Here is a 26,487-nt window from a genome sequence, read left to right on the forward strand (position 1 = left end):
GGCCCGCGCCGCCGGGCAGTGCTCACCCATGCCCCTCCTCGTCGGAACCTCGGGATGGCAGTACCGGGACTGGCGCGGCGACCTCTACCCCGCCGACCGGCCCCAGCGGCTGTGGCTGGAGGAGTACGCGGAGCAGTTCGCGACCGTGGAGAACAACAACTCCTTCTACCGGCTGCCCACGCCGGAGACCTTCGCGGACTGGCGCGAGCGCACCCCCGAGGGGTTCGTCATGGCCGTCAAGGCCAGCCGCTACCTCACCCACATCAAACGGCTGCACGACCCCGAGGAGCCGGTCGGCCGGCTCATGCGGCACGCGGCCGGGCTGGGCGACCGGCTCGGGCCCGTCCTGCTCCAGCTGCCGCCCACGCTGCGGGCCGACGCCGGGTCGCTGGACGCCGCGCTCGCCTGCTTCCCCGCCGGGACCCGGGTCGCCGTCGAGCCCCGCCACGACTCGTGGTGGACGGACGAGGTCAGGGCGGTGCTGGAACGCCGCAACGCCGCCCTGTGCTGGGCCGATCACGACTCCCGGCCCGTCACGCCGCTGTGGCGGACCGCGGACTGGGGCTATGTGCGGTTCCACTGCGGCAGGGCCACGCCGTGGCCCCGGTACGGGCGGCAGGCCCTGGCGAGCTGGGCCGGGCGGATCGCCGACGCCTGGCCCGACCGCGCCGACGTCTACGCGTACTTCAACAACGACCCGGGCGGCGCCGCGGTCCACGACGCGGTCGTCTTCGCCCGGGCCGCGGGCGCGCGGGGCCGCACGGTCAGCCGTACCCCGGACCTGCACGGCTAGGGGGTGTCTGATGGATCTCCGCGGCGTCGCGACGCCCGGCACGCGCCCCCAAGCTCTCGGCTTCGCTCGAGCAGGGAGGTGCCCCCTTCGGCGCACCGGCCGAAAGCCCAAGTACGCCCAGTACGAGGGCTTCCGGCCGGCACGCCGAGAGCACGCACCGGACGCCGCTCCTTCCCCGCGGAGATCCATCAGACACCCCCTAGCGGCCCCGCTCGGGCGCGCGACTGCCGGGACCCCGGTGCCGGGCCCGCACCGGCATCGGTGAGGATGGGCGGGTGCCCGAACCACTGAACCCCGCGGACCCGGCCTTCGCCCGCGACCCGTACCCGTACTACGCACGGCTGCGCGCCGAGGCCCCCGTGGCACGAGTGGCACTGGGCAACGGGACGCACGCGTGGCTCGTCACCGGCTACGAGCAGGCGCGCGCCGTCCTCTCCGACCCCCGCTTCTCGAACGTGCCGGCCCAGGCCGCGGGCCGCCCCAAGCCCGACTCCCCGGCGCAGCGCGCCCGCGCCTGCCTGGCCCGCCACATGCTCAACACGGATGCGCCGGACCACGTCCGGCTGCGCCGGCTGACCACGGCCGCGTTCACACCGCGCCGCGTCGACGCCCTGCGCCCGAGCATCGAGCGGCTCACCGACGGGCTGCTGGCGGAGCTGACCGGGACGCTGGCGCGGGAGGGGACCGCCGACCTGGTGGACGCCTTCGCCTTCCCGCTGCCCGTGCTGGTCATCGGCGAGGTCCTGGGCGTGCCGGAGGCCGACCGCGCGGACCTGCGCGACTGGACGTACCGGGTCGGCTCGCCCGCCGACGCGCTCGCGCCGGGCGCGGTGGACGAGGCGTGGACCCGGCTGCACGGCTACTTCACCGGGCTGATAGCCCGGAAGCGGCGGGCACCCGGCGACGACCTCTTCAGCGCCCTCGTCCACGACGCGGGCGAGGGCGGCCTGGACGACGGGGAGTTGCTCGCCATGGCCTTCCTGCTGCTGTTCGCGGGCTACGAGACGACCATGAACCTGCTCGCCTCGGCGTCCCTGCTGCTGCTCACGCACCCCGAGGAGCTGGCCGCGGCCCGCCTCGGCGGGCCCGGGCGCTGGGCGGCGGTCGTCGAGGAGACCCTGCGGCACGCGAGCCCGCTCGAGGGCACTACGTGGCGGCGGGCGACGGAGCCGGTGGACGTCGGCGGGGGAACGGTCGTGCCGGCCGGGGAGTCCGTGCTCGTCGTCCTCGCCGCGGCCGCCCGGGACCCGGAGCACTTCCCCGACCCGGACGCCTTCCGCCCGGCCCGCTGGACGGCCCGGGAAGGCCGCCCCGCACCGCACTTGGCCTTCGGGCACGGGCCGCACTTCTGCCTGGGCTCGCGGCTGGCCCGGCTGGAGGCGGCGGTCGCCCTGCCCCGCCTCTTCGCAGCGGTTCCCGGCCTGGCGCTGACCGCGGCTCCGGAGGAACTTCCGTACCGGCCGGGGCTGTTGGTGCGAGGACCGCGGCACGTGCCGGTCACCGGAGGGTAGCCCGCTCCCCGCTGCGCCGAACCGCGATGCTGCCCCCGTTCGCCAACCGGCAATCCTCGCAGCGCCGTTGTTCACCAACACGTGTGGCAGCTGCGGGCCCCGTCTTGCGCGTCACCCTCCGTGTTCGTAACCATGCGGAGGGTAATGTATGGTGCCCGTCCGGTGAACTCCCGTGCTGTGCCTGCGAACCAGGGGGAGGTTCGATGCAAGCCGTCAGGTCCTTGCTTGCCGCCGCGCTGGCCGCCTTCGTGGTCCTGGCGTCGGCGGTGACCGCCCCCGCCGCCCGGCGGGCGGCATCCGGTGCGTCGTACGTCACCGGCGTCGAGGTCGCACCGGGCGTGCGCCTGCGGACCCATGTGCACCAGCCCGCCGGGCCCGGCCCGCATCCCCTGATCGTGATGCCGGGGCCGTTCCTCCTGCCCGGCGGGTCGCCCCCCGTGCTCGCCCGTCTGCTGGCGGCCTCCGGGTTCGTCGTCGTCGGCTACCAGCCGCGCGGCTTCCCTGGATCGGACGGGGAGTTCGGCCTGGCGGGGCCGGACGACGTGGCGGACGCCGACCGGATGATCACCTGGGCGCTCGGGCACACGACGGCCGACCCGGACCGGGTGGGCCTGTGCGGGGTCTCGTACGGGGCCGCCGTCGGCCTGCTGGCCGCAGCCGCGGACCCGCGCGTGAAGGCCGTGGCCGCGCTGGCCGGCTGGGTCGACCTGCTCGACGTGCTGGAGGGCGGCGGGACCCGCCGCCTCCGGGACCCGCTGATCCGGCTCGCGGCCGGGCGCGCCGGGGCCCGGCCCAGCCGGGAAGTCACGGACGCCATGGCGGACTTCGCCGCCCGCCCTGAACCGACACCCCGGCTGCGCTCCTTCGCCCGCGCCCGCTCCCCCCTTGCCCACCTGGACCGGCTGAACGCGCAGCGGCCCCGCCTGCTGCTGGCGCAGACCTGGCTGGACACGGTGCAGACCCCCAACCGCACCGCCTTCTTCTTCACCGGGCTCACCGTGCCCAAGCGCCTGGAGTTCCGCCGAGGGGAGCGCCCCGCCCTGGAGACTCCCGGCTTCCCCGTGGTGCCCGCCCGGATGGCGGAGAGTGCCCGGCGCTGGTTCGACTGCCACCTCAAAGGCGTCCGCAACGGCCTCGAGAGCGAGCCCCCGGTGCTCCTGGAACCCCGCGGCACGGGAGCGGTACACCGCGAGGAGTACCACGAGAGCCTGCCGGCGACGGCCTCGGGAGCCGAGACACCGCCCTTGGAGCCGCTGACCGGACCGCGCCCCGTCGTCCGCACCGACCTGAACTCTGCAGCGGATGCCGGCGCGGTGTTCGTCCCCGGTCTCCTGGAGGGGGTCCGACGGGGCGGCACGGGCCCTGCGGCCGCCGCCGTCTGGCGGACGTCCGCCGCCGACCGGACCCGGCACCTGCGCGGCATAGCCACCCTGCGCACGTCGGTCACCCCCTCGGCCCCGGAGGGCACCTTCTTCGCCTACCTCTACGACGTGGCCCCCTCGGGCGACGCCGCGCTGGTCACCCACGCCCCGTTCTCGTTCGCCCATCGCACCCCCGGGGCCCGCTTCGACGTCGACCTCGACCTCTTCGCAACCGCCTACGACATGCCCGCCGGGCACCGGCTGGCGCTGGTCGTCGACGGCGTCGACCCGATGTACACCGCCCGGAACCCGCCCCTCGCCTCGCTCGCCTTCGACACGGCGGCCACGGCGATGACCCTTCCGCTCGGCACCCGGCCGCGCGCCCCCTGACCGCCGGGGCCGCCCGACTCCTCCGAACGGCCGGGCTCCTCCGAACGGGTGGTGCGAATCGCGCACGCGACCGGACTGCCCGAAGGTGGGAACGTGAAGCCCACCCGGCCGGACGACCATGTCGTCGTGCTCTTCGGGGCCACCGGCGACCTCGCCCGACGCAAGCTGCTGCCCGGGCTGTTCCGCCTCGCCCGGGCCGGCCTCATGCCCGCCCGCTACCGGATCGTGGGCTCGGCGCCCGCCGCGGCCTCGCTCACCGACGAGGAGTTCCGCGCCCATGCCAAGGCGGCGATCGCCGAGTTCGGCCCGGCCGAGCCCGCCGACGAGCCCTGGGACGCCTTCGCGAGCGCACTGAGCTTCGGCGCCGCCGACCCCGGGGCCCCCGAGCCGCTGCTCGCCGCCGTACGGGACGCCGAACGGGCCGTCGGCGGCAGCCCCCGGCGGCTGTGCCACCTCGCCGTGCCCCCCAGCGCCTTCGCGTCCGTGATCGAGACGATGGGCTGCACCGGGCTCGCCGAAAACGCCCGCGTCATCATCGAGAAGCCCTTCGGCGCGGACCTCGCATCCGCCCGCGCGCTCAACGAGACGGTCCACTCCGTCTTCGACGAGTCCCGGGTCTTCCGCATCGACCACTTCCTCGGCAAGGAGTCCGTCGACAATATCCTCGCCCTCCGCTTCGCCAACGGGCTCTTCGAACCCGTCTGGAACCGCCAGCACATCAGCCACGTCCAGATCGACGTGCCCGAGACCATCGGCATCGAGGGCCGTGCCGCCTTCTTCGAGGAGACCGGCACCTTCCGGGACATGATCGTGACGCACCTCTTCCAGGTGCTCGGCTTCGTCGCCATGGAACCGCCCACCTCCCTTGACGGCAAGGCCCTCCGCGACGAGAAGAGCAAGGTCTTCGAGGCGATGCGGCCCATCGACCCGGCACACGTCGTCCGCGGCCAGTACGAGGGCTACCGCACGGAGCCCGGCGTCGACCCGCACTCCGGCACCGAGACCTTCGTCGCCCTGCGCGCCGAGATCGACAACTGGCGCTGGGCGGGCGTCCCCTTCCACCTGCGCTCCGGCAAGTCGCTGGGGCAGCGCCGCCAGGTCGTCACGCTCCACTTCAAGGCCCCGCCGCTGCGCATGTTCCCCCTCGCCGCGCACCGGGGGCGCGACCTCCGCCGCAACACCCTCGTCGTCGACTTCGACGACCCCGGCTGGATCGCCGCGCGCTTCCTCGTGAAGGAGCCCGGCCCGGCCATGAGCCTGAGCCCGGCCCGGATGACGTTCCGTTACGCGGACTCCGTGCAGCGCCAACAGGGGCTGGAGGGCTACGAACGGCTGATCCTCGACGCCATGCTCGGCAACCAGGCCCTCTTCACCCGCGCCGACGGCATCGAACGCCTGTGGGAAGTCTCCGCCCCGCTCCTGGAAGCCCCGCCCCCGGTCCGGCCCTATGCCCCCGGCTCCTGGGGCCCGGACGGCATCGACGACCTCGTCGCCCCCCACCGCTGGTACCTTCCCGACAGCGACTCGGACGATCCGGGAAGGGGCACCGCATGACGAAGCTCGGCCTGCCCGACGGGATCCGCGCCTGCCTGTTCGACATGGACGGCGTCCTCACCCGCACGGCCACCGTGCACGCCGCCGCCTGGAAGGAGGCCTTCGACGCCTTCCTCCGCCGGCACGAGGGCGCGGACTTCCGGCCGTTCGACCCCGTCACCGACTACGACGAGTACGTCGACGGAATGCCCAGGGCCGACGGCGTCCGCTCCTTCCTCGCCTCGCGCGGCATCCACCTCCCCGAGGGCGCCGAGGACGACCCCCCGGACCGCGACACCGTGCACGGCCTCGGCAACCGCAAGAACCGGCTGCTCCTGGAGAAGATCAAGGAACTGGGCGTGCAGGCCTACCCGGGCTCCGTCCGCTACGCCGAGGCCGTACGGGCGGCGGGCCTGCCCCGGGCCGTGGTCTCCTCCAGCGCCAACTGCCACGACGTCCTGGTCGCGGCGGGCATCGACGCCCTCTTCGACGTGCGGATCGACGGCATCGTCGCGGCCGAGCAGCACCTGCCCGGCAAGCCCCACCCCGACACCTTCCTCGCCGCCGCCCGCGCCCTGGACGTGCCGGCCGCCGAGGCCGCCGTCTTCGAGGACGCCCTCGCCGGCATGGAGGCCGGCCGCGCCGGGCGGTTCGGGTTCGTCGTCGGAGTGAACCGGGCGGACCAGGCCGAGGCCCTGCGCCGGCACGGCGCCGACGTCGTCGTGGACGACCTGGCCGACCTGCTGGGGGAGCGCCCGTGATCACGCATCCGGCCTACATGGTCGAGCCCTGGTGCCTGCGCGAGACCGAACTCAACCTGGACGTGCTCTCCCAGAGCGAGTCCGTCTTCGCCCTCTCCAACGGGCACGTGGGCTGGCGCGGCAACGTCGACGAGGGAGAGCCGCACGGCCTCCCGGGCGCCTACCTCAACGGCGTGTACGAGTTCCGCCCGCTGCCCTACGCGGAAGCCGGCTACGGCTACCCGGAGTCCGGGCAGACCGTCATCAACGTCACCAACGGCAAGGTGATCCGCCTCCTGGTCGACGACGAGCCCTTCGACCTGCGCTACGGAAAGCTGCTGAGCCACGAGCGGGTGCTGGACTTCCGCACCGGCCTGCTGCACCGCACCGCCGAGTGGACCTCCCCGAGCGGCCGCAGCGTGCGCGTGCGGTCGACCCGGCTGGTCTCCTTCACCCAGCGCGCCGTGGCCGCCGTCGCCTACGAAGTCGAGCCGCTCGACGCGGAGATGCGCGTCGTCATCCAGTCGGAGCTGGTCGCCAACGAGCAGCTGCCCCACGCGGGCGGCGACCCGCGGGCCGCCGCCGTGCTCGAGTCCCCGCTCGACCCCGAGCAGCACGCCGCGCACGGCCCGCGCATCCGACTGCTGCACCGCACCTCCCGCAGCGGTCTGCGGCTCGGCGCGGCTGCCCACCACTTCATCACCGGCGGCGAGAAGACCGAGTCGTCGTCGGAGAGCAGCGAGGACCTGGCCCGGGTCACCGTGACCTCCCGGCTGCGGCCCGGCCGCCGGCTGCGCGTGGAGAAGATCGTCGCCCACGGCTGGTCGGCGGTCCGCTCGGCCCCGGCCGTGCACGACCAGGTCGACGCCGCCCTCGCGGCCGCCGCCAGCACCGGCTGGCAGGGCCTGGTCGACGACCAGCGCGGCTACCTCCAGGACTTCTGGGCCGGGGCCGACGTCGAGGTGGACGGCGACGCCGAGATCCAGCAGGCCGTCCGGTTCGCCCTCTTCCACGTGCTCCAGGCGGGCGCCCGGGGCGAGGCGCGGGCGCTGCCCGCCAAGGGACTGACCGGGCCCGGCTACGACGGGCACTGCTTCTGGGACACCGAGACGTTCGTCCTGCCCGTGCTGACCTACACCGCCCCGCAGGCGGTGGAGCAGGCCCTGCGCTGGCGCTACAGCACCCTGCCTGCGGCCTGCGAGCGCGCCCGCCAGCTCGGCCTCCAGGGCGCGGCCTTCCCCTGGCGGACCATCAACGGCAGCGAGTGCTCCGGCTACTGGCCCGCCGGCACGGCCGCCTTCCACATCAACGCCGACATCTCCGACGCGGTGGTGCGCTACACCCGCGCCACCGACGACGTGGTCTTCGAGCAGGAGGTCGGCCTGCCCCTGCTGGTGGAGACGGCCCGGCTGTGGCGCTCCCTGGGCCACCACGACCACCACGGCGACTTCCACATCGACGGGGTGACCGGCCCGGACGAGTACAGCGCCGTCTCGGACGACAACGTCTACACGAACCTGATGGCGCAGCACAATCTGCGGGCGGCCGCCACGGCGGCCGAGCGCCACCCCGACCGCGCCGCCGCGCTCGGCGTGGACGACGAGGAGACGGCCGCCTGGCGGGACGCCGCCGCCCGCATGACCCTGCCGTACAACGCCGAACTCGGCGTGCACGAGCAGTCGGAGGGCTTCACCCGGCACCAGCTGTGGGACTTCGCCCGCACCCGGGACGACCAGTACCCGCTGCTGATGAACTTCCCGTACTTCGACCTCTACCGGAAGCAGGTCGTCAAGCAGGCGGACCTGGTCCTCGCCATGTGCCTGCGCAGCGACGCCTTCACCCCGGAGGAGAAGGCCCGCAACTTCGCCTACTACGAGCAGCTCACCGTGCGCGACTCCTCGCTGTCCGCCTGCGGCCAGGCGGTCATGGCCGCCGAGGTCGGCCACATGCGCCTGGCCTACGACTACCTGGGCGAAGCGGCCATGATGGACCTCTCCGACCTGGAGGGCAACACCCGGGACGGCATCCACATCGCCTCCCTCGCGGGCACCTGGTTCGCCCTCGTCATCGGCTTCGGCGGGATGCGGGAGGACGACGGACTGGTCGCCTTCACCCCCCGCCTGCCCGAGCAGCTCGGCCGCCTCGCCTTCACGGTGCAGTTCCGCCGGTGCCGGCTGCGGGTGGAGATCACCGGCACCACCGCGACGTACACCCTGCTGGAGGGCGAGACGCTGGGCATCCGGCACTGCGGCGAGCGGCTGACCCTCTCCCGGGGCGCACCGGAGTCCCGCGACGTGCCGCCCATCCCCACGGGGCCGGCGCCGGAGCAGCCGGCCGGCCGCTCCCCGGCCCGCCGGGGCCGCGCGGCCGGGCACCCGGAGACGGCGGCCGAGGCCGCCCACTAAGCAGCCGGGCGTCAGCCGCGGCTGCTGCGCCACCCGTAGCCGCTCCTGCGCAGGCGCTGTACGAAGCGGTTCAGCAGCGGGTGCCGCTCGCGCTGCTCGCGCGAGTGCCGGTCGAGTTCCTCCGCCAGGCGCTCGGTGCGCTTCTCCACGTCCAGCTCGTCCAGGATCCGGTCGATCTCCGCGAGCAGCGCCCCGTGCAGCTGCCAGTGGCGCGGATGCGCCCGCACCCCGGTCAGCAGCAGCCCGGCGACCCGGTCCCGGCTCGCCCGGCCCTCCGCCAGCTCCTCCAGGAGCCGGTCCTCGGCCCGCTCCGCGCTGGTGGTCACCTGGGTGGTGATCAGCACGGCGAAGCTCTCCACGGCCCTGGCCAGATGGCGGAAGACCTCCGCCAGGGCCGCCGCCACGTCCGGGGCGAACAGCGGCTCCTCGGTGCGCTCCCGCTCCTTGGCCAGGTCGGTGAGCGTGCGGCAGATCACCCGGAGCACCACGGCGGCGATCTCCAGCGTGTCGAGCCCGGTCCGCAGCACGATCCGCAGCAGGAGTCCTTCCTTCACCCGCGGGTTGAGCTTCAGGCTGTCCTCGGCCTGCCGGAGCGAGGCGTCCACCTGGGTGATGTCGTTGTCCAGCCGGCGGGCCTCGTGGAGCCGGGCGGCCGCCTCCGCAACGGGCGTGTGGCCGGTGACCTCCTCGCCGATGTGCTGCAGCAGCCGGCCCATACGGCGCGCCAGGTCCTGGATGGCCTCGCCGGCCGGCTGCACCCACACGGGCGGCACGAACAGAACGTCGAACAACAGGCCCACCACGGCGCCGATCAACGTCTCCAGCACCCGGTCCCACGCGCTCGCCGCCACCCGCGTCACGCCCAGTACCAGCATGGCGCTGATCGCCACCTCGGGGACGAACTCCCCGACGCGGACCATGCGCCCGATGATCAGCGAGGCCAGGATGATCAGGCCCAGGCTCCACCAGGTCAGCCCCACCAGGACGCTGAAGCCGATGGCGATCAGCACGCCCGCCACCACGGAGTTCACCCTGCGGATGCCGGTGGTGAGCGTGGAGTAGAGGGTGACCTGCACCACGAGCAGCGCGGTCAGCGGTGCCGTCAGCGGCAGCGGCTCGCTGCTCAGCGCGAGGGCGACCACGTACGAGATCACCGCGGCCAGGGTGGACCGCACGGCCTGGACGACCGCGGGCTCCCGGCCGCGCTGGACCAGGGTGGTCAAGGGCTCCGTGATACCGGCCACTTCAGGCCGCTCCCGCCAGGCGCTCACCGCGGGCGGCACTGCCGGGCGGCGACGGAGCGATGGGTGGCGACCGCCCGGTCCAGGTTCGTCGCGGCGCTGATCAGCGCGAGGTGCGTGAACGCCTGCGGGAAGTTGCCGAGCGCCTCGCCCGCCGGACCGATCTCCTCGGCGTACAGGCCCAGGTGGTTGGCGTGCGTGGTCATCTTCTCGAAGATGTACCGGGCCTCGCCGACCCGGCCCGCGCGGGCCAGGGCCTCCACGTACCAGAACGAGCAGAGGTTGAAGGTGCCCTCCGGGCCGGTGAAGCCGTCGGCGAAGCCGCCCTCGCCGGACCGGTAGCGGTGCACCAGGCTGTCGCTGACCAGCTGCTCCTCGATCCGCCGCACCGTGGACAGGAACCGGGGGTCCGACGGCCCGGCGAACTTGACCAGCGGCATGACCAGCAGCGAGGCGTCCAGCGTCGGGCTGCCCGGGTACTGGACGTAGGCACCGAGGTCCGGCGCCCAGCAGTGGTTCTGCACATAGCGGTAGGCGGCGGCCGCGGCGTCGCGCCAGGTCTCGACGGGGGCGGGCATGCCGCGGTGGCGGGCGATGCGCATCGCCCGCTCGAACGCCACCCAGGTCATCAGCGCCGAGTAGGTGAAGCGCCGGCGGCCGCCGCGCGTCTCCCAGATGCCGTCGTCGGGCTCCTCCCAGTGCTTCTCCAGCCAGTCGAGCTGCCGGCTCAGGGCCTCCCACAGCTCGTAGGAGATGGGTTCGCCGTGCTTGTTGTACAGGTACACCGAGTCCATCAGCTCGCCGTGGATGTCGAGCTGGAGCTGGGTCGCCGCGGCGTTGCCGATGCGCACCGGGCGGGAGTCGCAGTAGCCCGAGAGGTGTCCGAGCACGGTCTCCGGCAGCTCGGACCGGCCGTCGATGCCGTACAGCACCTGGAGCCCGGCGCCCGGCGGCACCTCGACGCAGCGCCGGTGCAGCCAGTCGATGAACGCGGCGGCCTCCTCGGTGAAGCCCAGCCGCATCAGCGCGTAGAGGGTGAAGGCGGCGTCCCTGACCCAGGTGTAGCGGTAGTCCCAATTCCGCTCCCCGCCCAGGGATTCGGGCAGCGAGGTCGTCGGCGCCGCCACGAGCGCGCCCGTCGGCTGGTGGACGAGCAGCTTCAGCACGAGCGCCGACCGCTCGACCGCCTCCCGGTAGCGGCCCCGGTAGGTGGAGCGGCGCAGCCAGCCGTCCCAGTACGCAAGCGTCTCGTCCAGCAGCCGGTGCGCCTCCTCGCGGGTGAGCGGTCGCACGTCGCCGTCCCACTGGGCGACCAGTTCCAGCGTCTGGCCGGGCTCCAGCACGACGGTCGCCCGGACCCCGTCGCCGTCCGCCGTCAGCGGGACGGAGGAGCGCAGCACCAGGGTGCCGGCCGGGCTGCTGAACACGGCCCCGACGCCCGCGGCGAGCGAGACCTCGTGCGGGGCACGCGCGTAGTCGAAGGCCGGGCGGCAGGCCACCTCGACGGTGGCCCGGCCGCGCACCATCCGCACCTGACGGACGATCTCCCGGGCGCCGGTGCACGAGGGATGGTCGGGCACCATGAAGTCGTACAGCTCCGCGACGGCGTCCTGCGCGAGGAAGCGGGTCAGCAGCACGTTGGAGTCCGGCAGGTACATCTGCTTGGTGCGCTCCACCTCGCGCACCCGGACCGAGAACGAGCCGCCGCGCCCGGCGTCGAGCAGCGAGCCGAACACGGACGGGGAGTCGAAGCGCGGCAGGCAGCACCAGTCGATCGTGCCGTCGACGCCCACCAGGGCCACGGTGTTGAGGTCGCCGATGACCCCGTGGTCCTCGATCGGCAGGTAGGCAGCCTTGTTCGGCTGCTCCGGCTGCTGCGGCCCGACCGGGTGCTTCATGGCCCGTCCGTCCCCGCCGTCAGCCGGGCGGCGCGCTGCCCGGGTGCGAGGTGAGCACGAGCCGCACCTCCAGTTCGTGCTCACCGGGCACGGTGCCCTGGTGCTCGACGCCGAAGGCCGCCGTCAGCTCCTCCTGCACCTGGCGCACGGGGTCGGCGGCGCCGAAGAGGTCCACCGTGACCTCGCCGTCCAGCCGGGCCGGGGCGGACGCCCCGGGCACGCCGCGGGTCCGGGCGTCGACGACCGTGCACCACACCGTGGGCTTCGCCGCGCCGGCGGCCGCGCCGCGGACCTCGCTCTTCGCGGGCGCGGTGACGGCCGGGAACGCGCTCTCCAGCGCGCCGAACACCGCGTCGGCGTTCGCCTGGCCGCAGCCGGTCAGGTGAACACTGACGTGGTCCGCAGTCTCGGGGCCGGTCATCACGGTGCTCCTCTGCCGTCGGGGATGCCGATGGGCCGGGTCTCCTTCGACGGTACGGGAGGGCGGGCGGCCCGGCGCGGTGGCGGGGCCATCCGTGGGGGCCGCCGTACCGCCCTCCATACGCTGGCGTATGGTGGACCGTACGCAAGCGTATGGAGGGGCAATGCGCAAGGTACGCAACATCCATGAACGCGTCATCGAGGCTCCCGCCGAAGCGGTCGGCGCCCTGCTCGACCGGCTGTCAGCCGAGGACGACCCGGCCTTTCCCACCCCGGCCTGGCCGCCGATGCGCTTCGACCGTCCCCTGGGGGTGGGGGCCGACGGCGGCCACGCCTTCGTCCGCTACCGCGTCACGGCGTACGAGCCCGGGCGCCGGGTGCGTTTCGACTTCACGCCGCCGTCGAACGGCTTCCACGAGCTGACCGTGACGCCCGTGGGGCCGGGGCGCTGCCGGGTGCGGCACGTCCTGGAGCAGACGCAGCGGGGCAGGCAGCGGCTGATCTGGGTGCTGGCGATCCATCACACGCACGACACCGTGGTCGAGGAAATCCTCGACAATCTCGAGCGCGCGGCGACGGGCGCCCTGTCGCGCCGTTCGGTCCGCCGGTCCCCGCGGGTCCGCCTGGTGAACCGGGTCATCTGGCCGCGGCCGGTCGCGACGGCCGTCCCCGAGGGCGCCCGGCTGGCCCGGACGGCCTTCGGCCGCACGGACTTCGCGGACGCGTGGCGGCTGGAACTCCGGCCGGGGATGCCGCGCGACCCGCGGGCGTGGGAGGGCGTGCTGGCCTTCCCCGTGGTGGCGCGCGAAGGGGGTGAAGTGCTGCTGGGCAAGGACGCCCGGCACCTGGACTTCCGGGCGTCGGTGCTGGTGGAGGGGGACGGTGTCACGCTGAGCACGGTGGTGCGGACGCACAACGCGGTCGGCCGACTCTACTTCGCGGCGGCGAAGCGGGTGCACCCCTTCATGGCCCGCGCGATGCTGCGGCGCACGCACCGAAGGCTGGCGCTGAGGACGCCGAGCGCGGGCGAGCGGGAGCCGACCTCTGTGATCGATCAAATGTAGCGTGAGATCTTGACGCTCGACTGGTCGGGAGGTTGCATCAGGCTATCTGTTTGTCTACGGATCGGAGGCCAGACGATGAGCGCCACCACCCGCGAACTGTTCGAGCGCTACCACGCTTGCTGGGAGGCCCGTGACCCTGATCGGGTTGCCGAACTCCACACGCCCGACTCGGTGTTCCATCTCCACTCGGGCCAAGCCCCCGCGCGCGGGCAGGCGGCCGTCCGTGAGGCGGCGGCCGGCATGTTCGAGCTTGTCCCGGACCTGACGTTCGACCGTGTCTCGCTGCGTGTCGGAGAGGACTTCTGGGTCGTCCAGTTCAAGCTGACCGGAACGTCTGCGTCCGGCACCGCACTCGACGTCGACCTCGCGGACTTCGTCCTGGTCGAGAACGGGGCGGTGAAGGAGAAGCACTCCTACGTCGACGGAGTGGCGATGCAGGCCGCGATGGCGCCCGGCGAGCTCATCGGTGCGACAACGGCTGGACCGGACAACTGAACAGCGGCAACCAAGCGCGTCCGACGCGGTGATCACACAAGTACCGGAGTTCCTGCCTTGCACCAGCAATTCGTCACCGTCGTGACCGGCGGCAGCCGCGGCATCGGCGCCGCGACCTGTACCCGCCTCGCGGCCGACGGCCACGACATCGTCCTCGGCTACCGCGCTGACGCCTCCGCGGCCGAAGCCGTCGCGGAGGCCGTCCGCGCGGCCGGCCGCCGCTGCACTGCCGTGCGCGTCGATACCACTGACGAGGCCGCCGTCGACCGGCTCTTCGACGCTGCCGCCGAACTCGGCTCCGTCACCGGGCTCGTCAACAATGCGGGGGTCAGCGGCCCCAACGGCCGGCTCGTCCAGGCCGACGCGGCCGCCATGCGCCGCGCTCTCGACGTGAACGTGATCGGCTATCTCCTCTGCGCCCGCCGCGCCGTCCGCGACATGTCCCGGACCGGCGGCGGGGCTGTCGTCAACATCTCCTCGGCCGCGGCCACTCTCGGCAGTCCCGGCCAGTACGTCCACTACGCCGCCGCCAAGGCCGCCGTCGACGCCCTGACCATCGGGCTGTCCAAGGAGGTTGCGGCCGACGGTATCCGCGTCAACTGCGTGGCGCCGGGGACCATTTGGACCGGCTTCCACGAGGATCCGCAGCGGCCGGCGAAGGTCGCCGCCAACATCCCCATGGGCCGGGCCGGACAGCCGGAGGAGATTGCCGGGGCCGTCTCCTGGCTGCTCTCGCCCGACGCCTCCTACACCACAGGAACGATTCTGCGCGTGGCGGGCGGCCTGTAGCCCAGATCGACCCCGCCGACGGCGCCCGCACCGATGATCATGAAGCGCACTGCCAGGAGCCTGGTCACTGCTCCGTTCGAGTGAGAAGCGATCTTGTCAGGCAACGGCTCACCTAGGCTCGTCCACGAGAGCCCGAACAAAATCGGACGGCGATGTCGAGAACCCGTGACCGGCTCCGTCCCCGCAATGAACGCGACCGCAACGGGTCGCACCAGCGAGGAGAAACACGATGGCCAAGTACTTGCTGCTCAAGCACTACCGCGGCGCCCCGGCTCCGGTCAACGACGTGCCGATGGACCAGTGGACGCCGGAGGAGATCTCGGCGCACGTGCAGTACATGAAGGACTTCGCGGCCCGGCTGGAGAAGACCGGCGAGTTCGTCGACGGTCAGGCGCTCGCGCCCGAGGGGGCGTGGGTCCGCTACGACGGCGAGGGGCGCCCGCCGGTCACCGACGGCCCGTTCGCCGAGACCAAGGACCTCATCGCCGGCTGGATGGTGATCGACGTCAACAGCTACGAGCGCGCCGTCGAGCTGGCCGGGGAGCTGTCGGCCGCCCCCGGGGCGGGCGGGAAGCCGATCCACGAGTGGCTCGAGGTGCGCCCGTTCCTGGCCGCGAAGCCCTGCATCACGGAGTGACATCACCGATGGACGAGGTCCTGCTCAGGAGCCTCACGCCGAGCGTGCTCACCGTCCTCGTCCGCCGCGGAGCCGACTTCGCGGCGGCCGAGGACGCCGTGCAGGACGCTCTGGTCGAGGCGCTCCGCGTCTGGCCGGCCGACCCTCCGCGGGATGCGAAGGGCTGGCTGGTCACCGTGGCCTGGCGCAAGTTCCTCGACGCGACGCGCGCCGACGCCGCCCGCCGCCGGCGTGAGGACCGCGTCGAGGAGGAACCGGCGCCCGGGCCCGCGTCCGCGGTGGACGACACCCTCCAGCTCTACTTCCTCTGCGCCCACCCGTCGCTGACCCCGGCATCGGCGGTCGCGCTCACGCTGCGCGCCGTCGGCGGGCTGACCACCCGCCAGATCGCCCAGGCCTACCTGGTGCCCGAGGCGACGATGGCGCAGCGCATCAGCCGGGCCAAGCGCACCGTCTCCGGCGTGCGCTTCGACCGGCCCGGCGACGTCGCCACCGTGCTGCGCGTCCTCTACCTCGTCTTCAACGAGGGCTACTCCGGCGACGTCGACCTCGCCGCCGAGGCCATCCGGCTCACCCGGCAGCTCGCGGCCCGCATCGACCACCCCGAGGTGGCCGGGCTGCTCGCCCTCATGCTGCTCCACCACGCCCGGCGCGCCGCCCGGACCGCGCCCGACGGCAGCCTGGTGCCGCTCGCGGAGCAGGACCGCGGCCGGTGGGACACTGCGTTGATCGCCGAGGGCGTCGGGATCCTGCAGGCGGCCCTCGCCCGCGACCGGCTGGGCGAGTTCCAGGCCCAGGCCGCCATCGCGGCACTCCACGCGGACGCGCCCACCGCAGCGGAGACCGACTGGGTGCAGATCGTCGAGTGGTACGACGAGCTCGCGCGCCTCACCGACAGCCCGGTCGTCCGGCTCAACCGCGCGGTCGCCGTCGGCGAGGCCGACGGACCGCGCGCCGGCCTGGCGGCGCTCGCGGAGCTGGACGACTCACTGCCCCGCCACGCCGCGGTGGCGGCGTACCTCCACGAGCGCGACGGCGATCCGGTGACGGCGGCACGGCTGTACGCCGAGGCGGCCCACAAGTCACCCAACCTCGCCGAGCGCGACCACCTGACGCGCCAGGCCGCCCGGCTCAACGCCCGCCGATGCCGCTGACGGGGTCGCGCTCGGCCCCAAGGAATCCTTTGGGGAAGTGCTCAAATTCATTATTCGACTTATAATGGAAAGCTCGCTACCTTCGGCAGGGTCCAAAGCGAACCCCAACCCGAACAGGCGGTGTATTCCGTGGTGGGCGAGCGCCGACCGGCGACTCCTTGGAAGTTCATGGCCGCGACGGCCGTTCTCTGGGGATCGGCCTTCCCCGCGATCCGCATTGCGCTCGAGGGCTACTCCCCGACGGCCATCGCCGTCCTGCGCCTCGCCTTCGCCCTGCTCTTCCTCCTCCCGTGCGTGCTCACCGGCCGCGTCGGCCGGCTGCGGCGGGGTGACATCCTGCGCATGGCGGGCTTCGGCATCACCGGCATGACCGCGTACCAGCTGCTGCTGTACGCGGGCGAGCGCCACGTCGAGGGCGGCACGGCCGCCATGCTCGTGGCCACCTCCCCGGTGTTCGCCACCGTGCTCGGCATGCTCGTGCTCCGGGAGCGCCCCGGCGCCTGGGGGATCGCGGGCCTGCTCGTGGCCCTGAGCGGGGCGCTCGTGGTCGCCCTGAGCGGAGGCGGCGGGGGCGGTTCCCGATCCGGCATGGTGATGATCGTGGCCGCGGCGGCCGCGCAGGCGACCTCGTTCATCCTCCAGAAGCCGCTGCTGTGCCGTTACTCCGGCATCGACTGCATCTTCTACGGCAGCCTCTTCGGTCTTCTTCCCCTGCTGGCCCTCGCCCCGGACGCCGCCACCCAGGCCCTGTCGGCCGGCTGGCAGCAGAGCGCCGCGGCGGTGTGGCTGGGTCTCGCCTGCACCGTCCTGGCCTTCGGCACCTGGTCGCGGGTGCTGAACGCGGCCCCGGCGTCGACCAGTTCGCTCGTCCTCTACGCGGTGCCCGTCGCCGCCCTGGCCCTCGACGCCGCGCTGCTCGGCGCCGTGCCCACCCCGGTGGCCGGCCTCGGCGGGCTGATCGTGCTGGCCGGAGTCGGCATCGCCGCCGCCCGCAGGGCACCGGCCGGCCCGTCCAGGACCGTCGTCCGGGGCGGACCAGCGGCTTCCGGGCCGGAGCAGCCGGAAGCGCCGGAGCGCGCACAGCACGCCGGGGCGGGCACCGGCTCGGCCGTCTGAGACGCGCTCTCCTCCTCAGGGTCATCACCCACATGGACGCAGGCGGGACGTTCGGCGGACGTCCCGCCCGTACTCTGCGGTGATGCGCCGCGCTCCGCTTGCGCGCGATCCTGTGAATGCTCACTGAGCTGTACGGCGCGGGCAACCGCGCCTCACCACGGGGGATCGCACGTGTCCGACTACATCGGCTGCTTCGCCGAACTCATGACAAGCCTGGAGCGGACGGGACGGCTCCGCCCGCCCGCCGAGATCGAACGCCTCGCGGGACGCTTCCCGCAGGCCCTGCACCACCGGCCCGAGGGCATCCGGGAAGTGACCGTCTGGTGCGGCGACGACCAACTGGCCATGGGGCAGCACCCCAAGGTGCTGAAGGCCATGCGTCGGGCGCTCGACGGCTCGGGCGCCACGGCCGGCGGCGCGGCCGCCGCCACCGGCACCACTCCCTGCCTCGCCGCCCTGGAGCGGGAAGTCGCCGAGCTGCACGGCAAGGAGAGCGCCTGCGCCTTCGCCGGCGAGTCCACGGCCCTCGACACACTGCGCCACGCACTGGAAACGGCCCTGCCCGGCTGTGTGTTCCTCACCGGCACCGACCCCGCCGACCTCGACCGGCGGCTGGACGCGATCGCCCCGGGCCGGCCGAAAGCCGTCTCCTTCGCGGCCTTGCACCCCCTGGACGGCGACTTCGCCTCCATGGCCGAACTGTGCGCCGTCGCCAGGAGGCACCACGCCCTCGTCCACGTCGACGAGTCCGACACCGCCGGCCTGTACGGGCCGGAGGGCGCGGGCATGGCCGCGCTGCTGGGCATCACCGCCGAAGTCACCGTCCTGACGGGCTCCTTCGCGCGGGGATACGGAACGGCCGGGGGATACCTGGCCGGACCCGCACCCCTGGTGGCCGCCGTGCGCGCCCTCGCCGGGGGAGCGGTCGGCACCCCGGCCCTCCCGCCGGTCCTGGCGGCCGGGGCCCTGGCCGCCGTGCGGCACCTGCGGGCCCGCGACACCGAGCGCGAGGTCCTGAATTCCCGCGTCCGCCTGCTCCGTTCCCTGCTGCGGCAGTCCGGCATTCCGCAGGCGAGCGAGCAGAGCCACATCGTGCCGATCCGCGTGGGCGACCCGTGGCAGTGCGGGCGGCTCGCCGCCGTCCTGCTGGAGCGGTACGGGATCCTCGTCCAGCCGGTCGGTCACCCCGACGTCCCGCGCGGCACCGAGCGCCTGCGGGTCACGCCGTCCGCGGCGCACCGGATCGTCGACGTCTACCGCTTCGCGCGGGTCCTGCGGCAGACGTGGAGCGAGCTGGGCCTCCCCGGCCTTGGCGGGGAATCGCCGGTGCGGCAGTCCGTCCGATTGACAAGCGGGGTCACCGGCACGAGTGTGCCGAGCGTCAATCGGCGGTGAGGGGGCCCGCACGAGCCGGCGTCCTCCCGCCGAGTCCCCGACCCGTAGGAGGAACCGTGACCGGACGCACGTGGTGCGCAGCCCTCGCCCTGACGCTCGCCTCCGCCACCGGCCTGGCCGCCGCACCGGCGGCCCTGGCCGCGACCACGGCACCCGAGGTATCGGCGAGACCCGGCACGGCCGTCCAGCTCCAGGGCACCCACCCCGAGCTGAACGGCCTGCGCATCAAGGGCGTGAACAGCCCCGCGATCTACCTCGTCCTCGACGGCAAGCGGCGCTGGATACCCAATCCGACCACGTACAACAACCTCTTCCGCGACTGGAACGGCGTGCAGTCGGTCATCGACATCGGCAGTATCACCGACGGCGGCGCGCTGTCCGACGGTGCCTTCCTCGGCAAGTCGTCCGACCGGCCCGAGGTGTACCTGTTCAGCAACGGGATCAAGCGCTGGATCACGAGCCCGCAGGCGATGGACAAGTACTACTTCGACTGGAAGAAGATCAGGATCCTGCCGTCCGTGGCCGTCAACTCCATCCCCACGGGCGGGTCCATCTCCTAGGCGGCACGGGCCCTCGGGCGGGGCCGGCGCCCTCAGTCGACCTTCACTTCCTCCACGCCCAGGTACATCACCGACGGCCGGGCGGGGTTGAAGGCGACGGAGGAGATGCCGTCGTACGCGTTGTGCGTCTTGCCGATCCGGCCCGTGGCCGAGTCGTAGCGGAACAGGTCGGTGCCGTAGTTCTGGAAGTACGTGCCGTACGCGAAGTACAGGACTCCGGCATCGACCGGGCTCGGGGCCAGCATGGTGCCGTTGGTCAGCTTGGTTTCCGCCGAGTCGTCGACGATCTTCGCGAAGGTGCGGCCGCCGTCGGCGGACCGGTAGAGGTGGCGGCCCTCGGAGGACGAGCCCGGTGCGGCCTCCACCAGGTCGATGCCCAGCGCGTAGACCACCTTGGGGTCGGCCGGGGACACCACCGCCCGGAAGAGGTTGGCGGAGCCGCCCGCCCGCGACAGGCCGGCGGCCGGGGTCCACGAGGCCCCGCCGTCGGTGGTCACCGCCCCGCCGGTCGCCATGCCGCCCGCGACGGCGTGGCCGAGGTCGGTGGGGTCGAAGGACACCGTGTAGAGGCTGGCCCCGTCGCCGAACGGCTTCGTCCCGATGCGCCGCCAGCCGGCGCCCCCGTCCGTGGACTCGTACAGCTGCCCGTCGCTCCCCGCGAGGCGCACGTGGTCCGGCCGGTTCCGGTCGGTGCCCACGCCGGCGATGTCCGCGGCCGGGGAGGCCAGCTTGGTGACGGTCCTGCCGTCCACCCGGGCGAGGTACGTGCCGCTGGGCTCCCAGGCGAAGGCGCGCCCGCCGGCGGCCGCGGTCAGCCGCGTGGTGCCGCTGCCGAGCGTCGCGATCCGGCTCCAGGTGCAGCCCGCGTCGGTCGAGCGCTGCAACTCGCTGTTGCGCGTGGCGAGCAGGGTGTTGGGCGTGTCCAGTGCCACCAGGCCGTGGGTGTAGCTGACCGGCTTCAGGGTGCCGGTCGTCGGTGCCAGGCTCGCGCCGTCGTCGGTCGTGAAGGTGACCCCGCCGTCGCCCGAGATCCGGGCGCAGGCCGGGGCCGACCAGCCGGCCGGGCCCGCCGCTACGGCGCCGGGGGACTGGACGAGGACGAACGCAGCGGCGGCCGCAGCCGTGGTGACGGCCGCTCGGATCCGCTTCTTCATGGTCTCTCCCTTGTGGGGTACAGGCATGAGGTCGGTTGACGATCATGTTCTAGACCGCCGGGCCTGCGGCGCGGAACGCGTTTCGCCGCCAAACTTTCCGCCCTGAAAGGTGCTTGACGGAAAAAATGAGGTTGAACGACAAACTTGCCGTACGTCCGTGTTCCGTCGGGAACCGGCCGAAACGGCTGAGGCCCCCATCGGTCGATGGGGGCCTCAGCCGTCACAGGAGGAGCAGGAGTGGCTCGTTCATCCGGCGGGCCGTCCGCCCATCAGCCTCGCGAACGACGCCGGATCGGCGTCGAAGCCGCGGACGGAGCGGTGGAACTCCCACGCGCCCGAGCCGTTGCGGAGGAACTCCGCGACGGTCGCGGCCGTCGCCCCGGCGACGCCGGCGAACTCCTCCCGCGCCAGCTCGCGGTACCCCTCGGCTATCCGGACGTCGGCCTGGGCGACGTCGCCGAAGGTCGTCCGCCCGCCGCTCTGCTGGATGGCCACGCCCACGACGACGCGCCCGTAGCCGCTGCCCAGCCGGTCGAGTTCCAGGGTCATGATCTCGTCGGCCCCGAATCCCTTGCCGGTCCGGCTGTCCCGGTTGAGGGTGATGGTCCCGTCCGGGGAGCGGCTGCCGAAGTGCACGAGGTAGGCGGGCGCGCCGTAGGGGGCGTTCACCGGGTAGGTCGCGGCGATGAGGTCGAGGTCGTGGTCCGGGGCGCCGGTGGGGCTCGGGTCCCACCGGAGGGACACCTGGACCTTCCCGATCCCCTTGTTGAGACTGCTCACCGGGCTCTCCCCTCCTCGGAAACGGACGTCAACCGGGCTTTTTCACCGGCCGGTTAGGCCATGGTGCCACGGTCGCGCGGCCGTCGGGGGAGGGCCTGTCTGCTCGGCCGGGACCGGCTCAGCGGTCCGCGGACCGCTCCTCCTCGATGCGGCGCAGCTCCTTCTTGTCGGGCTTGCCCGCCTCGGTGAGCGGCAGCGACTCCGTGAAGGCGATGCGGGCGGGCTCGTACATCTCGCCCCGCTCGCGGCGCACCAGTTCGCGCAGCTGCGCCTCGTCGACGTCGCCGCCCGGCCGGGGGACGACCACGGCGTGCACCTGCTCCATGCGGTCGGTGTCCCGGACGCCGAAAACGGCGCTCTGGAGCACGTCCGGATGCGAGTTGAGCAGGTCCTCCAGCTCGGACGTGTAGACGTGCCCGCCCACCACGATGATCATGTCCTTGAGGCGGTCCACGACCGTCAGGAAGCCGTCCTCGTCGAGGTATCCGACGTCGCCGGTGTGCAGCCAGCCGTCGTGCAGCACCTCGGCGGTCAGGCCGGGCTGCTTCCAGTACCCCTGCATGACGGAGCGGGATCGCACACAGATCTCCCCGTGCTCGCCGCGGGGCAGTGCCCGCCCTGATCCGTCGAGCACGGCCACCTCGACCCCGGGCATCGGGACGCCGGCCGACCGCAGCCGCTCGGGCCGTTCGAGGTCGTGCTGCTCGGCGGTCAGCAGGCTGATGCCGCCGGCCTCGCTCTGCCCGTAGAACTGCACCAGGACGGGGCCGAGGCGCCGCACCGCGTCGGCGATCCGGGCCGGGGACGCCTGGCAGCCCCCGTAGGTCAGGGCGCGCAGGGAGGAGGTGTCGGTGGCGGCCAGGGCCGGGTGGTCCAGGAGGCGGTAGAGGAGGGGCGGCAGGAGGAAGAGGTGGGTGATGCGCTCGCGTTCGACGGCGGCGAGCACCGCGCCGGGCTCGAAGTCCTCCTGGAGCACCACGGTGCCGCCCGCGTGCAGCGTGGCGTCGGTGAACATGCCGGCGGCGTGGGCGAGGGTGGTGCACACGAGCTGCCGGCGCCCGCGGCCCAGGGGGTCCGACGCGGGCCTGTTCTGGAAGGCGCTCGCCTGAGCGTAGGTCATGCAGATGCCCTTGGGACGGCCGGTGGTGCCTCCGGTGTGCCGGATGCTGTAGACGTCCTCGGGGCGGCCCCGGCCCGGGAAGTGCTCGGCGGACTGCCCGGCGGCGAGTTCCAGCAGGTCGGCGCCCTCCTTCGCGGGGCCGAGCACGAGCACGGACTCCACCGGGGCCTGCGCCGTCAGCTCGGCGGCCCGCTCCGCGAAGCGGGGGTCGACGATCAGGGCGCGGGTCTCCACGTCCCGGACGATCGCGGCCTGGGCTTCGGCCGACAGCTTGTTGTAGAGGTGGTTGACCCGGCCGCCGACCAGGTGGGCCGCGTACCGGACGGCGACCGTTTCGGGCAGGTTCCCGCTCAGCAGGGTGACGGTGTCACCCCGGCCTATGCCCTGCGCCTCCAGGGCCTGGGCGAGCCGGTGGACGAGCGCGCGGAACTCGCCCGCGGTCACGCGCCGGTCCTGATGGACTAACACCTCGCGCTCCGGGGTGGCGTTCAGCCTGTCGAGGACGGTCTCCACGGGGTGGCGGTAGACGGGGGTGGCGGTGGCTTGCACGGCGGTGCCTCCTCTTGGCCGTCGAGGCCAAATAGTTTCCTGAGGCAATTATATGGAAGAGGGTATTCCTGATCAATGGGAATACCGTGCCGCCCCGGTCTCACCACAGGTCGTGCCGGGACTGGATGGGGTCGCCGTCGTAGGGATGGAAGGACTCCAGGGTGTCCCGCGCCGGGTGTTCGCGCCCGGCCGGACCCTCGGCGAAGGCCCGCAGGACGTTCGCGGTCACCCGCGCGGTGAAGCGGGCCGTCTCCGGCGGTATGCCGTGGGCGCCGCTGCCGGTGAGCGACTCCACCCAGCGCATGGTGCCGGTGTTGAACACCCCGGCACCGCCCGGCGTCGTGTAGTAGGCGGAGTCCGCGAACGTCCGCACTCCCCGGCACACCAGCCGGGAATGGGCGACGACCTCGATGGGGCGCGGCGTGGCCGCCCCGGCGCCGGCCCGGTCGTACTCAGTGCCCACCAGGTTCCGGAACGCGGAGCCCTGTGTGACGCCCGTGCCGTCGAAGAGCCAGTGCCCGGGGTCGGCCACCACGTAGTCGGCGGTGGTCGGGTTGGACTCGTAGAGCGTCCCCGTCAGGGAGTTCTCGGGGTCCGCGTGCGGGGGCTCGCGCCAGTCGGTGGTGACGGCCGCGTCGTCCGTGCCGTACAGCGGGTCGTGCTCCCAGTCGGTCTTGTAGCAGACGACCAGGCGCCGGTCGCCGCCGCCCGAGGGCTCCAGGCGGGTGCGCCGGAAGCAGGCGTTCGCGCCCAGGAAGGCCACATTGGCGCCCGCGTCCCGGGCCGCCGTCACCCGCGCGCGCATCGCCGGGGTCCAGTACTCGTCGTGGCCCAGCGAGACGATGCCGCGCGCGCCGTGCAGCAGGTCCGGCTCGCGGTCGAGGTCCATGGACGTCGCGTACGCGAGCGGCAGGCCCAGCCGCTCGGCGAGGGCGACGGCCGGCTGCTCGTACGTCATGAACAGCGGTGCGCCGTCGCCGTCGTACGGCCGGTCGCAGGAGACCGCGAGCGACCGGCCGGAGTAGTCGTCCTTGCCGCCCGGGCCGTGGTAGAGGCTGTGCCCGCCCCAGGTGTTGTACGCCTGCCAGGTGGCGACCGCGTTGACCAGCACCAGCCGGCCCGCGGTGCTCGCCGAGCGCACGGTCACGGGTATGTAGCGCTGGTCGCCCGAGTCGGCGGTGAGGCGGATGAGGTAGGCGCCCTCGGGCCAGCCGTGGGTGGGGACCCGCAGCGACGGCTCCCACGATGCGGAGACCGTGCGGGTGTCGCCGGCGGCCCGGGGGAGCGGCCGGGCGGTGCCGGGCACCCGCTCCGAGGCCCACACCCGGCGCGCCTGCGCGCCCCCGTACCAGCCCATGCGGAAGGCCTCGGCGCGGAACCCGGGCGCGGTGCTGGACACGCTGAGCAGCAGCTCCTCGCCGGGGCGCACGCTCGCCCGGTCGGCGTAGCCCTCGATCGCCCGGTCGGCGCCGCGCCGCCGGAGCCCCCAGTCGCGGTCGCCGGGCAGCTCGTTCTCCGCGGCCACCGCCCGGCCGCCCGCCGACGCCCCGTCATGTCCGGCGCGTGAGCAGCCGGCCACGAGCGCACCCGCTCCCACTCCGGCGGCCGCGCCGAGGAAGTGCCGCCGGTCCCATGGGTGCCCGTCCGTCTCCTTGCCCATTACGCCCCATTACGACCCGGCTCGGGGTGTCCCGCAACCGCCGGTCGTCCACCAGTGCGATGACCATTACTCCGATCGGGTAGTATTTCTTTCGCGCCGCTAGCTCAGTTGGTCAGAGCAGCTGACTCTTAATCAGCAGGTCCGGGGTTCGAGTCCCTGGTGGCGCACTGACGACGAGGGCCTTCACTGATCAGTGAAGGCCCTCGTCGCATCTTCCCGTGAGAGAGAGGCCCCGCCATGTCCGTGCCCGGCAGGACCCTGGTCGTCGGGGCGGGGATGGCGGGCCTGTACGCGGCCCGCGAGCTGCACCGCGCCGGACACGACGTCACCGTCCTGGAGGCCCGGGACCGCATCGGCGGCCGGGTGTGGACCGAGGAGTGGGAGGGCACGCGCATCGACCTGGGTGCGTCCTGGATTCACGGCGTCCGGGGCAACCCGGTCGCGGACCTCGCCGGGGAGGCGGGCGCCGCCACCGTCGTCAACAACGTGGGGACCCTGGACTACGGAGACCGGAGCGCGGCCGTCTCCTACGGCGCCGGGGGCCGCAGGCTCGGTCCGGACGAGTGCCGCGAGCGGCAGGCGGACCAGGAGGCCGTCCGCGGCCGGCTGGCCGCTCTCGCAAGGACCGCCGACCCGGCGGAGTCCCTGGCGAGCGGCCTGCGCAGGGCGCTGGCGGACGCCGGCGCGGACCCGCTGCGCGCCCGCCGGGTCCTCGCCTCGTACAGCCGCATGGCCGAGGACGACTGGGGCGCGGGCGCCGAGGAGCTGTCCCTCGCGGGCATGGCCGCGAGCGAGGACTTCGAGGGCGACGAGGTCGTCTTCCCGCACGGCTACGGGCAGCTGACCGACCGTCTCGCCGAGGGGCTGGACGTCCGGACGGGCCACCGGGTCACCCATGTGGAGCACGACGGCGACGGCGTCACCGTCCGTACCGCGGACCGGGGCGACTTCGTCGCGGACCGGGTGCTGCTCACCCTCCCGCTGGGGGTGCTCAAGGAGGGCGCGGTCACCTTCGCCCCGGCTCTGCCCGAGGCCAAGACGGCGGCCGCCGGGCGGCTGGGCATGGGCCTCTACGACAAGCTCTACCTGCGCTTCCCCCGGGTGTTCTGGGACGACAGCGAGGTCATCGGCCGGGAGGACGCCCCGCACGGCGCCTTCGCCAACTGGTACAACCTCCGGCACATCGTGGCCGCCCCCGTGCTGCTCGCCCTCAACGGCGGCCCCGCCGCCCGCCGCCTCCAGGAACTGGACGACACCGCGCTCGTCCGCGCGGCCCTGGACTCCCTGCGCGGCATCTACGGCGACGGCGTGCCCGACCCCGTCGCCCACCGCATCACCCGCTGGGGCGCCGACCCGTACGCCCGGGGCTCCTACTCGTTCCCCTCCGTCACCACCCTCCCCGGCGACCACGACGCCCTGGCGGCTCCCGTGGGCGGCCGGCTCTTCTTCGCGGGCGAGGCCACGACCGCCGAGTACAGCAGCACCGTGCACGGCGCCCTGATCTCCGGGGCGCGCGAGGCCCGCCGCATCATCGGGAGGCGGGCGGGACGACGGCTCCTTGACGGCTCTCTGACGGCTTCCTGACAGCTCTCCGAGGGCGGACGGCCGACTCACCCGTGCGGGTGCATTCCCGCTCCGGACGAACGTGTTCCGGCCGGGCGGGAACAGTCATCAGTACGGGCCTTGCCGCCCTGCACCTGCACACCTGCACCCCCTGCGGGG

At 73.4% G+C, this 26,487-nt stretch carries 21 protein-coding genes, 1 tRNA gene and 1 pseudogene; 16 read left to right on the forward strand and 7 right to left on the reverse strand.

The annotated features are described in order from the left end of the window. Positions 1 to 28 precede the first annotated feature (28 nt). The 6 genes from AC1Z4A_RS30175 to AC1Z4A_RS30200 all read left to right on the forward strand — a co-directional run bounded on the left by AC1Z4A_RS30175 (position 29) and on the right by AC1Z4A_RS30200 (position 8,733). Positions 29 to 793, forward strand: a complete 765-nt coding sequence (locus tag AC1Z4A_RS30175) for a DUF72 domain-containing protein (protein WP_483683778.1) — start codon at positions 29 to 31, stop codon at positions 791 to 793. A gap of 275 nt (positions 794 to 1,068) precedes the next feature. Then, positions 1,069 to 2,304, forward strand: coding sequence for a cytochrome P450 family protein (locus AC1Z4A_RS30180; protein WP_483683048.1), 1,236 nt, complete (start codon positions 1,069 to 1,071; stop codon positions 2,302 to 2,304). A 203-nt stretch (positions 2,305 to 2,507) separates the two neighbouring features. Beyond that, positions 2,508 to 4,055: a CocE/NonD family hydrolase gene (locus AC1Z4A_RS30185; RefSeq protein ID WP_483683049.1), complete on the forward strand. Its 1,548-nt coding sequence runs from the start codon at positions 2,508 to 2,510 to the stop codon at positions 4,053 to 4,055. A gap of 93 nt (positions 4,056 to 4,148) precedes the next feature. After that, complete coding sequence (zwf, locus tag AC1Z4A_RS30190; RefSeq protein WP_483683050.1) at positions 4,149 to 5,609, forward strand: glucose-6-phosphate dehydrogenase; 1,461 nt, start codon at positions 4,149 to 4,151, stop codon at positions 5,607 to 5,609. Then, positions 5,606 to 6,349 carry an HAD family hydrolase gene (locus tag AC1Z4A_RS30195; RefSeq protein ID WP_483683051.1) on the forward strand — a complete coding sequence of 248 codons (744 nt, stop codon included), beginning with the start codon at positions 5,606 to 5,608 and terminating at the stop codon, positions 6,347 to 6,349. Before zwf ends, AC1Z4A_RS30195 begins: the two co-directional genes overlap by 4 nt. Further along, positions 6,346 to 8,733, forward strand: a complete 2,388-nt coding sequence (locus AC1Z4A_RS30200; RefSeq protein WP_483683052.1) for a glycoside hydrolase family 65 protein — start codon at positions 6,346 to 6,348, stop codon at positions 8,731 to 8,733. Before AC1Z4A_RS30195 ends, AC1Z4A_RS30200 begins: the two co-directional genes overlap by 4 nt. An 11-nt stretch (positions 8,734 to 8,744) precedes the next feature. On the opposite strand, the gene AC1Z4A_RS30205 is transcribed toward AC1Z4A_RS30200, so the two are convergent. The 3 genes from AC1Z4A_RS30205 to AC1Z4A_RS30215 are packed head-to-tail and all read right to left on the reverse strand — an operon-like array spanning position 8,745 to position 12,293. Then, positions 8,745 to 9,956 (reverse strand): FUSC family protein, encoded by a 1,212-nt coding sequence (locus tag AC1Z4A_RS30205; RefSeq protein WP_483683053.1) that lies wholly within the window; start codon positions 9,954 to 9,956, stop codon positions 8,745 to 8,747. Positions 9,957 to 10,000: 44 nt separating this feature from the next. Next, on the reverse strand, positions 10,001 to 11,872 hold the full coding sequence (locus AC1Z4A_RS30210; protein WP_483683054.1) for a glycoside hydrolase family 15 protein: 1,872 nt from the start codon (positions 11,870 to 11,872) through the stop codon (positions 10,001 to 10,003). Between the two features lie 19 nt (positions 11,873 to 11,891). Next, a complete protein-coding gene (locus tag AC1Z4A_RS30215; RefSeq protein WP_483683055.1) occupies positions 11,892 to 12,293 on the reverse strand; it encodes a hypothetical protein in 402 nt (133 codons plus the stop codon). 163 nt (positions 12,294 to 12,456) lie between these two features. Here AC1Z4A_RS30215 and AC1Z4A_RS30220 point away from each other — a divergent pair, with 163 nt between their 5' ends. The 8 genes from AC1Z4A_RS30220 to AC1Z4A_RS30255 all read left to right on the forward strand — a co-directional run bounded on the left by AC1Z4A_RS30220 (position 12,457) and on the right by AC1Z4A_RS30255 (position 19,502). After that, entirely contained in the window at positions 12,457 to 13,356 is a 900-nt protein-coding gene (locus tag AC1Z4A_RS30220; RefSeq protein ID WP_483683056.1) for a DUF2867 domain-containing protein, read from the forward strand. A gap of 75 nt (positions 13,357 to 13,431) precedes the next feature. Further along, on the forward strand, positions 13,432 to 13,851 hold the full coding sequence (locus tag AC1Z4A_RS30225; protein WP_483683057.1) for a nuclear transport factor 2 family protein: 420 nt from the start codon (positions 13,432 to 13,434) through the stop codon (positions 13,849 to 13,851). Positions 13,852 to 13,908: 57 nt separating this feature from the next. Then, complete coding sequence (locus tag AC1Z4A_RS30230) at positions 13,909 to 14,640, forward strand: SDR family oxidoreductase (RefSeq protein ID WP_483683058.1); 732 nt, start codon at positions 13,909 to 13,911, stop codon at positions 14,638 to 14,640. Between the two features lie 229 nt (positions 14,641 to 14,869). After that, entirely contained in the window at positions 14,870 to 15,277 is a 408-nt protein-coding gene (locus tag AC1Z4A_RS30235; RefSeq protein WP_483683059.1) for a YciI family protein, read from the forward strand. 8 nt (positions 15,278 to 15,285) lie between these two features. Next, on the forward strand, positions 15,286 to 16,431 hold the full coding sequence (locus tag AC1Z4A_RS30240; RefSeq protein ID WP_483683060.1) for an RNA polymerase sigma factor: 1,146 nt from the start codon (positions 15,286 to 15,288) through the stop codon (positions 16,429 to 16,431). 168 nt (positions 16,432 to 16,599) lie between these two features. Further along, positions 16,600 to 17,547, forward strand: a complete 948-nt coding sequence (locus AC1Z4A_RS30245) for a DMT family transporter (RefSeq protein ID WP_483683061.1) — start codon at positions 16,600 to 16,602, stop codon at positions 17,545 to 17,547. Between the two features lie 171 nt (positions 17,548 to 17,718). After that, positions 17,719 to 18,942: an aminotransferase class I/II-fold pyridoxal phosphate-dependent enzyme gene (locus AC1Z4A_RS30250; protein WP_483683062.1), complete on the forward strand. Its 1,224-nt coding sequence runs from the start codon at positions 17,719 to 17,721 to the stop codon at positions 18,940 to 18,942. Positions 18,943 to 18,998: 56 nt separating this feature from the next. Then, positions 18,999 to 19,502 (forward strand): hypothetical protein, encoded by a 504-nt coding sequence (locus AC1Z4A_RS30255; protein ID WP_483683063.1) that lies wholly within the window; start codon positions 18,999 to 19,001, stop codon positions 19,500 to 19,502. Positions 19,503 to 19,534: 32 nt separating this feature from the next. On the opposite strand, the gene AC1Z4A_RS30260 is transcribed toward AC1Z4A_RS30255, so the two are convergent. The 4 genes and pseudogenes from AC1Z4A_RS30260 to AC1Z4A_RS30275 all read right to left on the reverse strand — a co-directional run bounded on the left by AC1Z4A_RS30260 (position 19,535) and on the right by AC1Z4A_RS30275 (position 24,765). After that, on the reverse strand, positions 19,535 to 20,656 hold the full coding sequence (locus AC1Z4A_RS30260; RefSeq protein ID WP_483683064.1) for a WD40/YVTN/BNR-like repeat-containing protein: 1,122 nt from the start codon (positions 20,654 to 20,656) through the stop codon (positions 19,535 to 19,537). Positions 20,657 to 20,902: 246 nt separating this feature from the next. Next, a pseudogene (locus AC1Z4A_RS30265) lies at positions 20,903 to 21,454 on the reverse strand (TerD family protein); the annotation flags it as partial. Positions 21,455 to 21,554: 100 nt separating this feature from the next. After that, positions 21,555 to 23,105, reverse strand: coding sequence for an AMP-binding protein (locus AC1Z4A_RS30270; protein WP_483683065.1), 1,551 nt, complete (start codon positions 23,103 to 23,105; stop codon positions 21,555 to 21,557). A gap of 100 nt (positions 23,106 to 23,205) precedes the next feature. Beyond that, positions 23,206 to 24,765 carry a N,N-dimethylformamidase beta subunit family domain-containing protein gene (locus AC1Z4A_RS30275; protein WP_483683066.1) on the reverse strand — a complete coding sequence of 520 codons (1,560 nt, stop codon included), beginning with the start codon at positions 24,763 to 24,765 and terminating at the stop codon, positions 23,206 to 23,208. 93 nt (positions 24,766 to 24,858) lie between these two features. Between AC1Z4A_RS30275 and AC1Z4A_RS30280 the strand changes: the two genes are divergently transcribed. Both AC1Z4A_RS30280 and AC1Z4A_RS30285 read left to right on the forward strand, forming a co-directional pair. Continuing rightward, a tRNA-Lys gene (locus AC1Z4A_RS30280) sits at positions 24,859 to 24,932 on the forward strand. A gap of 70 nt (positions 24,933 to 25,002) precedes the next feature. Beyond that, positions 25,003 to 26,349: a flavin monoamine oxidase family protein gene (locus tag AC1Z4A_RS30285; protein ID WP_483683067.1), complete on the forward strand. Its 1,347-nt coding sequence runs from the start codon at positions 25,003 to 25,005 to the stop codon at positions 26,347 to 26,349. Positions 26,350 to 26,487: the final 138 nt, after the last annotated feature.

It is taken from the genome of Streptomyces sp. 17_S59, from assembly GCF_056930295.1.

Bases quoted from the DNA above. Each gene is read 5' to 3' on its own strand.
- AC1Z4A_RS30175 (WP_483683778.1), top strand. From the start codon at position 29: ATGCCCCTCCTCGTCGGAACCTCGGGATGGCAGTACCGGGACTGGCGC.
- AC1Z4A_RS30185 (WP_483683049.1), top strand. From the start codon at position 2,508: ATGCAAGCCGTCAGGTCCTTGCTTGCCGCCGCGCTGGCCGCCTTCGTG.
- AC1Z4A_RS30195 (WP_483683051.1), top strand. From the start codon at position 5,606: ATGACGAAGCTCGGCCTGCCCGACGGGATCCGCGCCTGCCTGTTCGAC.
- AC1Z4A_RS30210 (WP_483683054.1), bottom strand. From the start codon at position 11,872: ATGAAGCACCCGGTCGGGCCGCAGCAGCCGGAGCAGCCGAACAAGGCT.
- AC1Z4A_RS30215 (WP_483683055.1), bottom strand. From the start codon at position 12,293: ATGACCGGCCCCGAGACTGCGGACCACGTCAGTGTTCACCTGACCGGC.
- AC1Z4A_RS30220 (WP_483683056.1), top strand. From the start codon at position 12,457: ATGCGCAAGGTACGCAACATCCATGAACGCGTCATCGAGGCTCCCGCC.
- AC1Z4A_RS30225 (WP_483683057.1), top strand. From the start codon at position 13,432: ATGAGCGCCACCACCCGCGAACTGTTCGAGCGCTACCACGCTTGCTGG.
- AC1Z4A_RS30235 (WP_483683059.1), top strand. From the start codon at position 14,870: ATGGCCAAGTACTTGCTGCTCAAGCACTACCGCGGCGCCCCGGCTCCG.
- AC1Z4A_RS30240 (WP_483683060.1), top strand. From the start codon at position 15,286: ATGGACGAGGTCCTGCTCAGGAGCCTCACGCCGAGCGTGCTCACCGTC.
- AC1Z4A_RS30245 (WP_483683061.1), top strand. From the start codon at position 16,600: ATGGCCGCGACGGCCGTTCTCTGGGGATCGGCCTTCCCCGCGATCCGC.
- AC1Z4A_RS30260 (WP_483683064.1), bottom strand. From the start codon at position 20,656: ATGAAGAAGCGGATCCGAGCGGCCGTCACCACGGCTGCGGCCGCCGCT.
- AC1Z4A_RS30275 (WP_483683066.1), bottom strand. From the start codon at position 24,765: ATGGGCAAGGAGACGGACGGGCACCCATGGGACCGGCGGCACTTCCTC.
- AC1Z4A_RS30285 (WP_483683067.1), top strand. From the start codon at position 25,003: ATGTCCGTGCCCGGCAGGACCCTGGTCGTCGGGGCGGGGATGGCGGGC.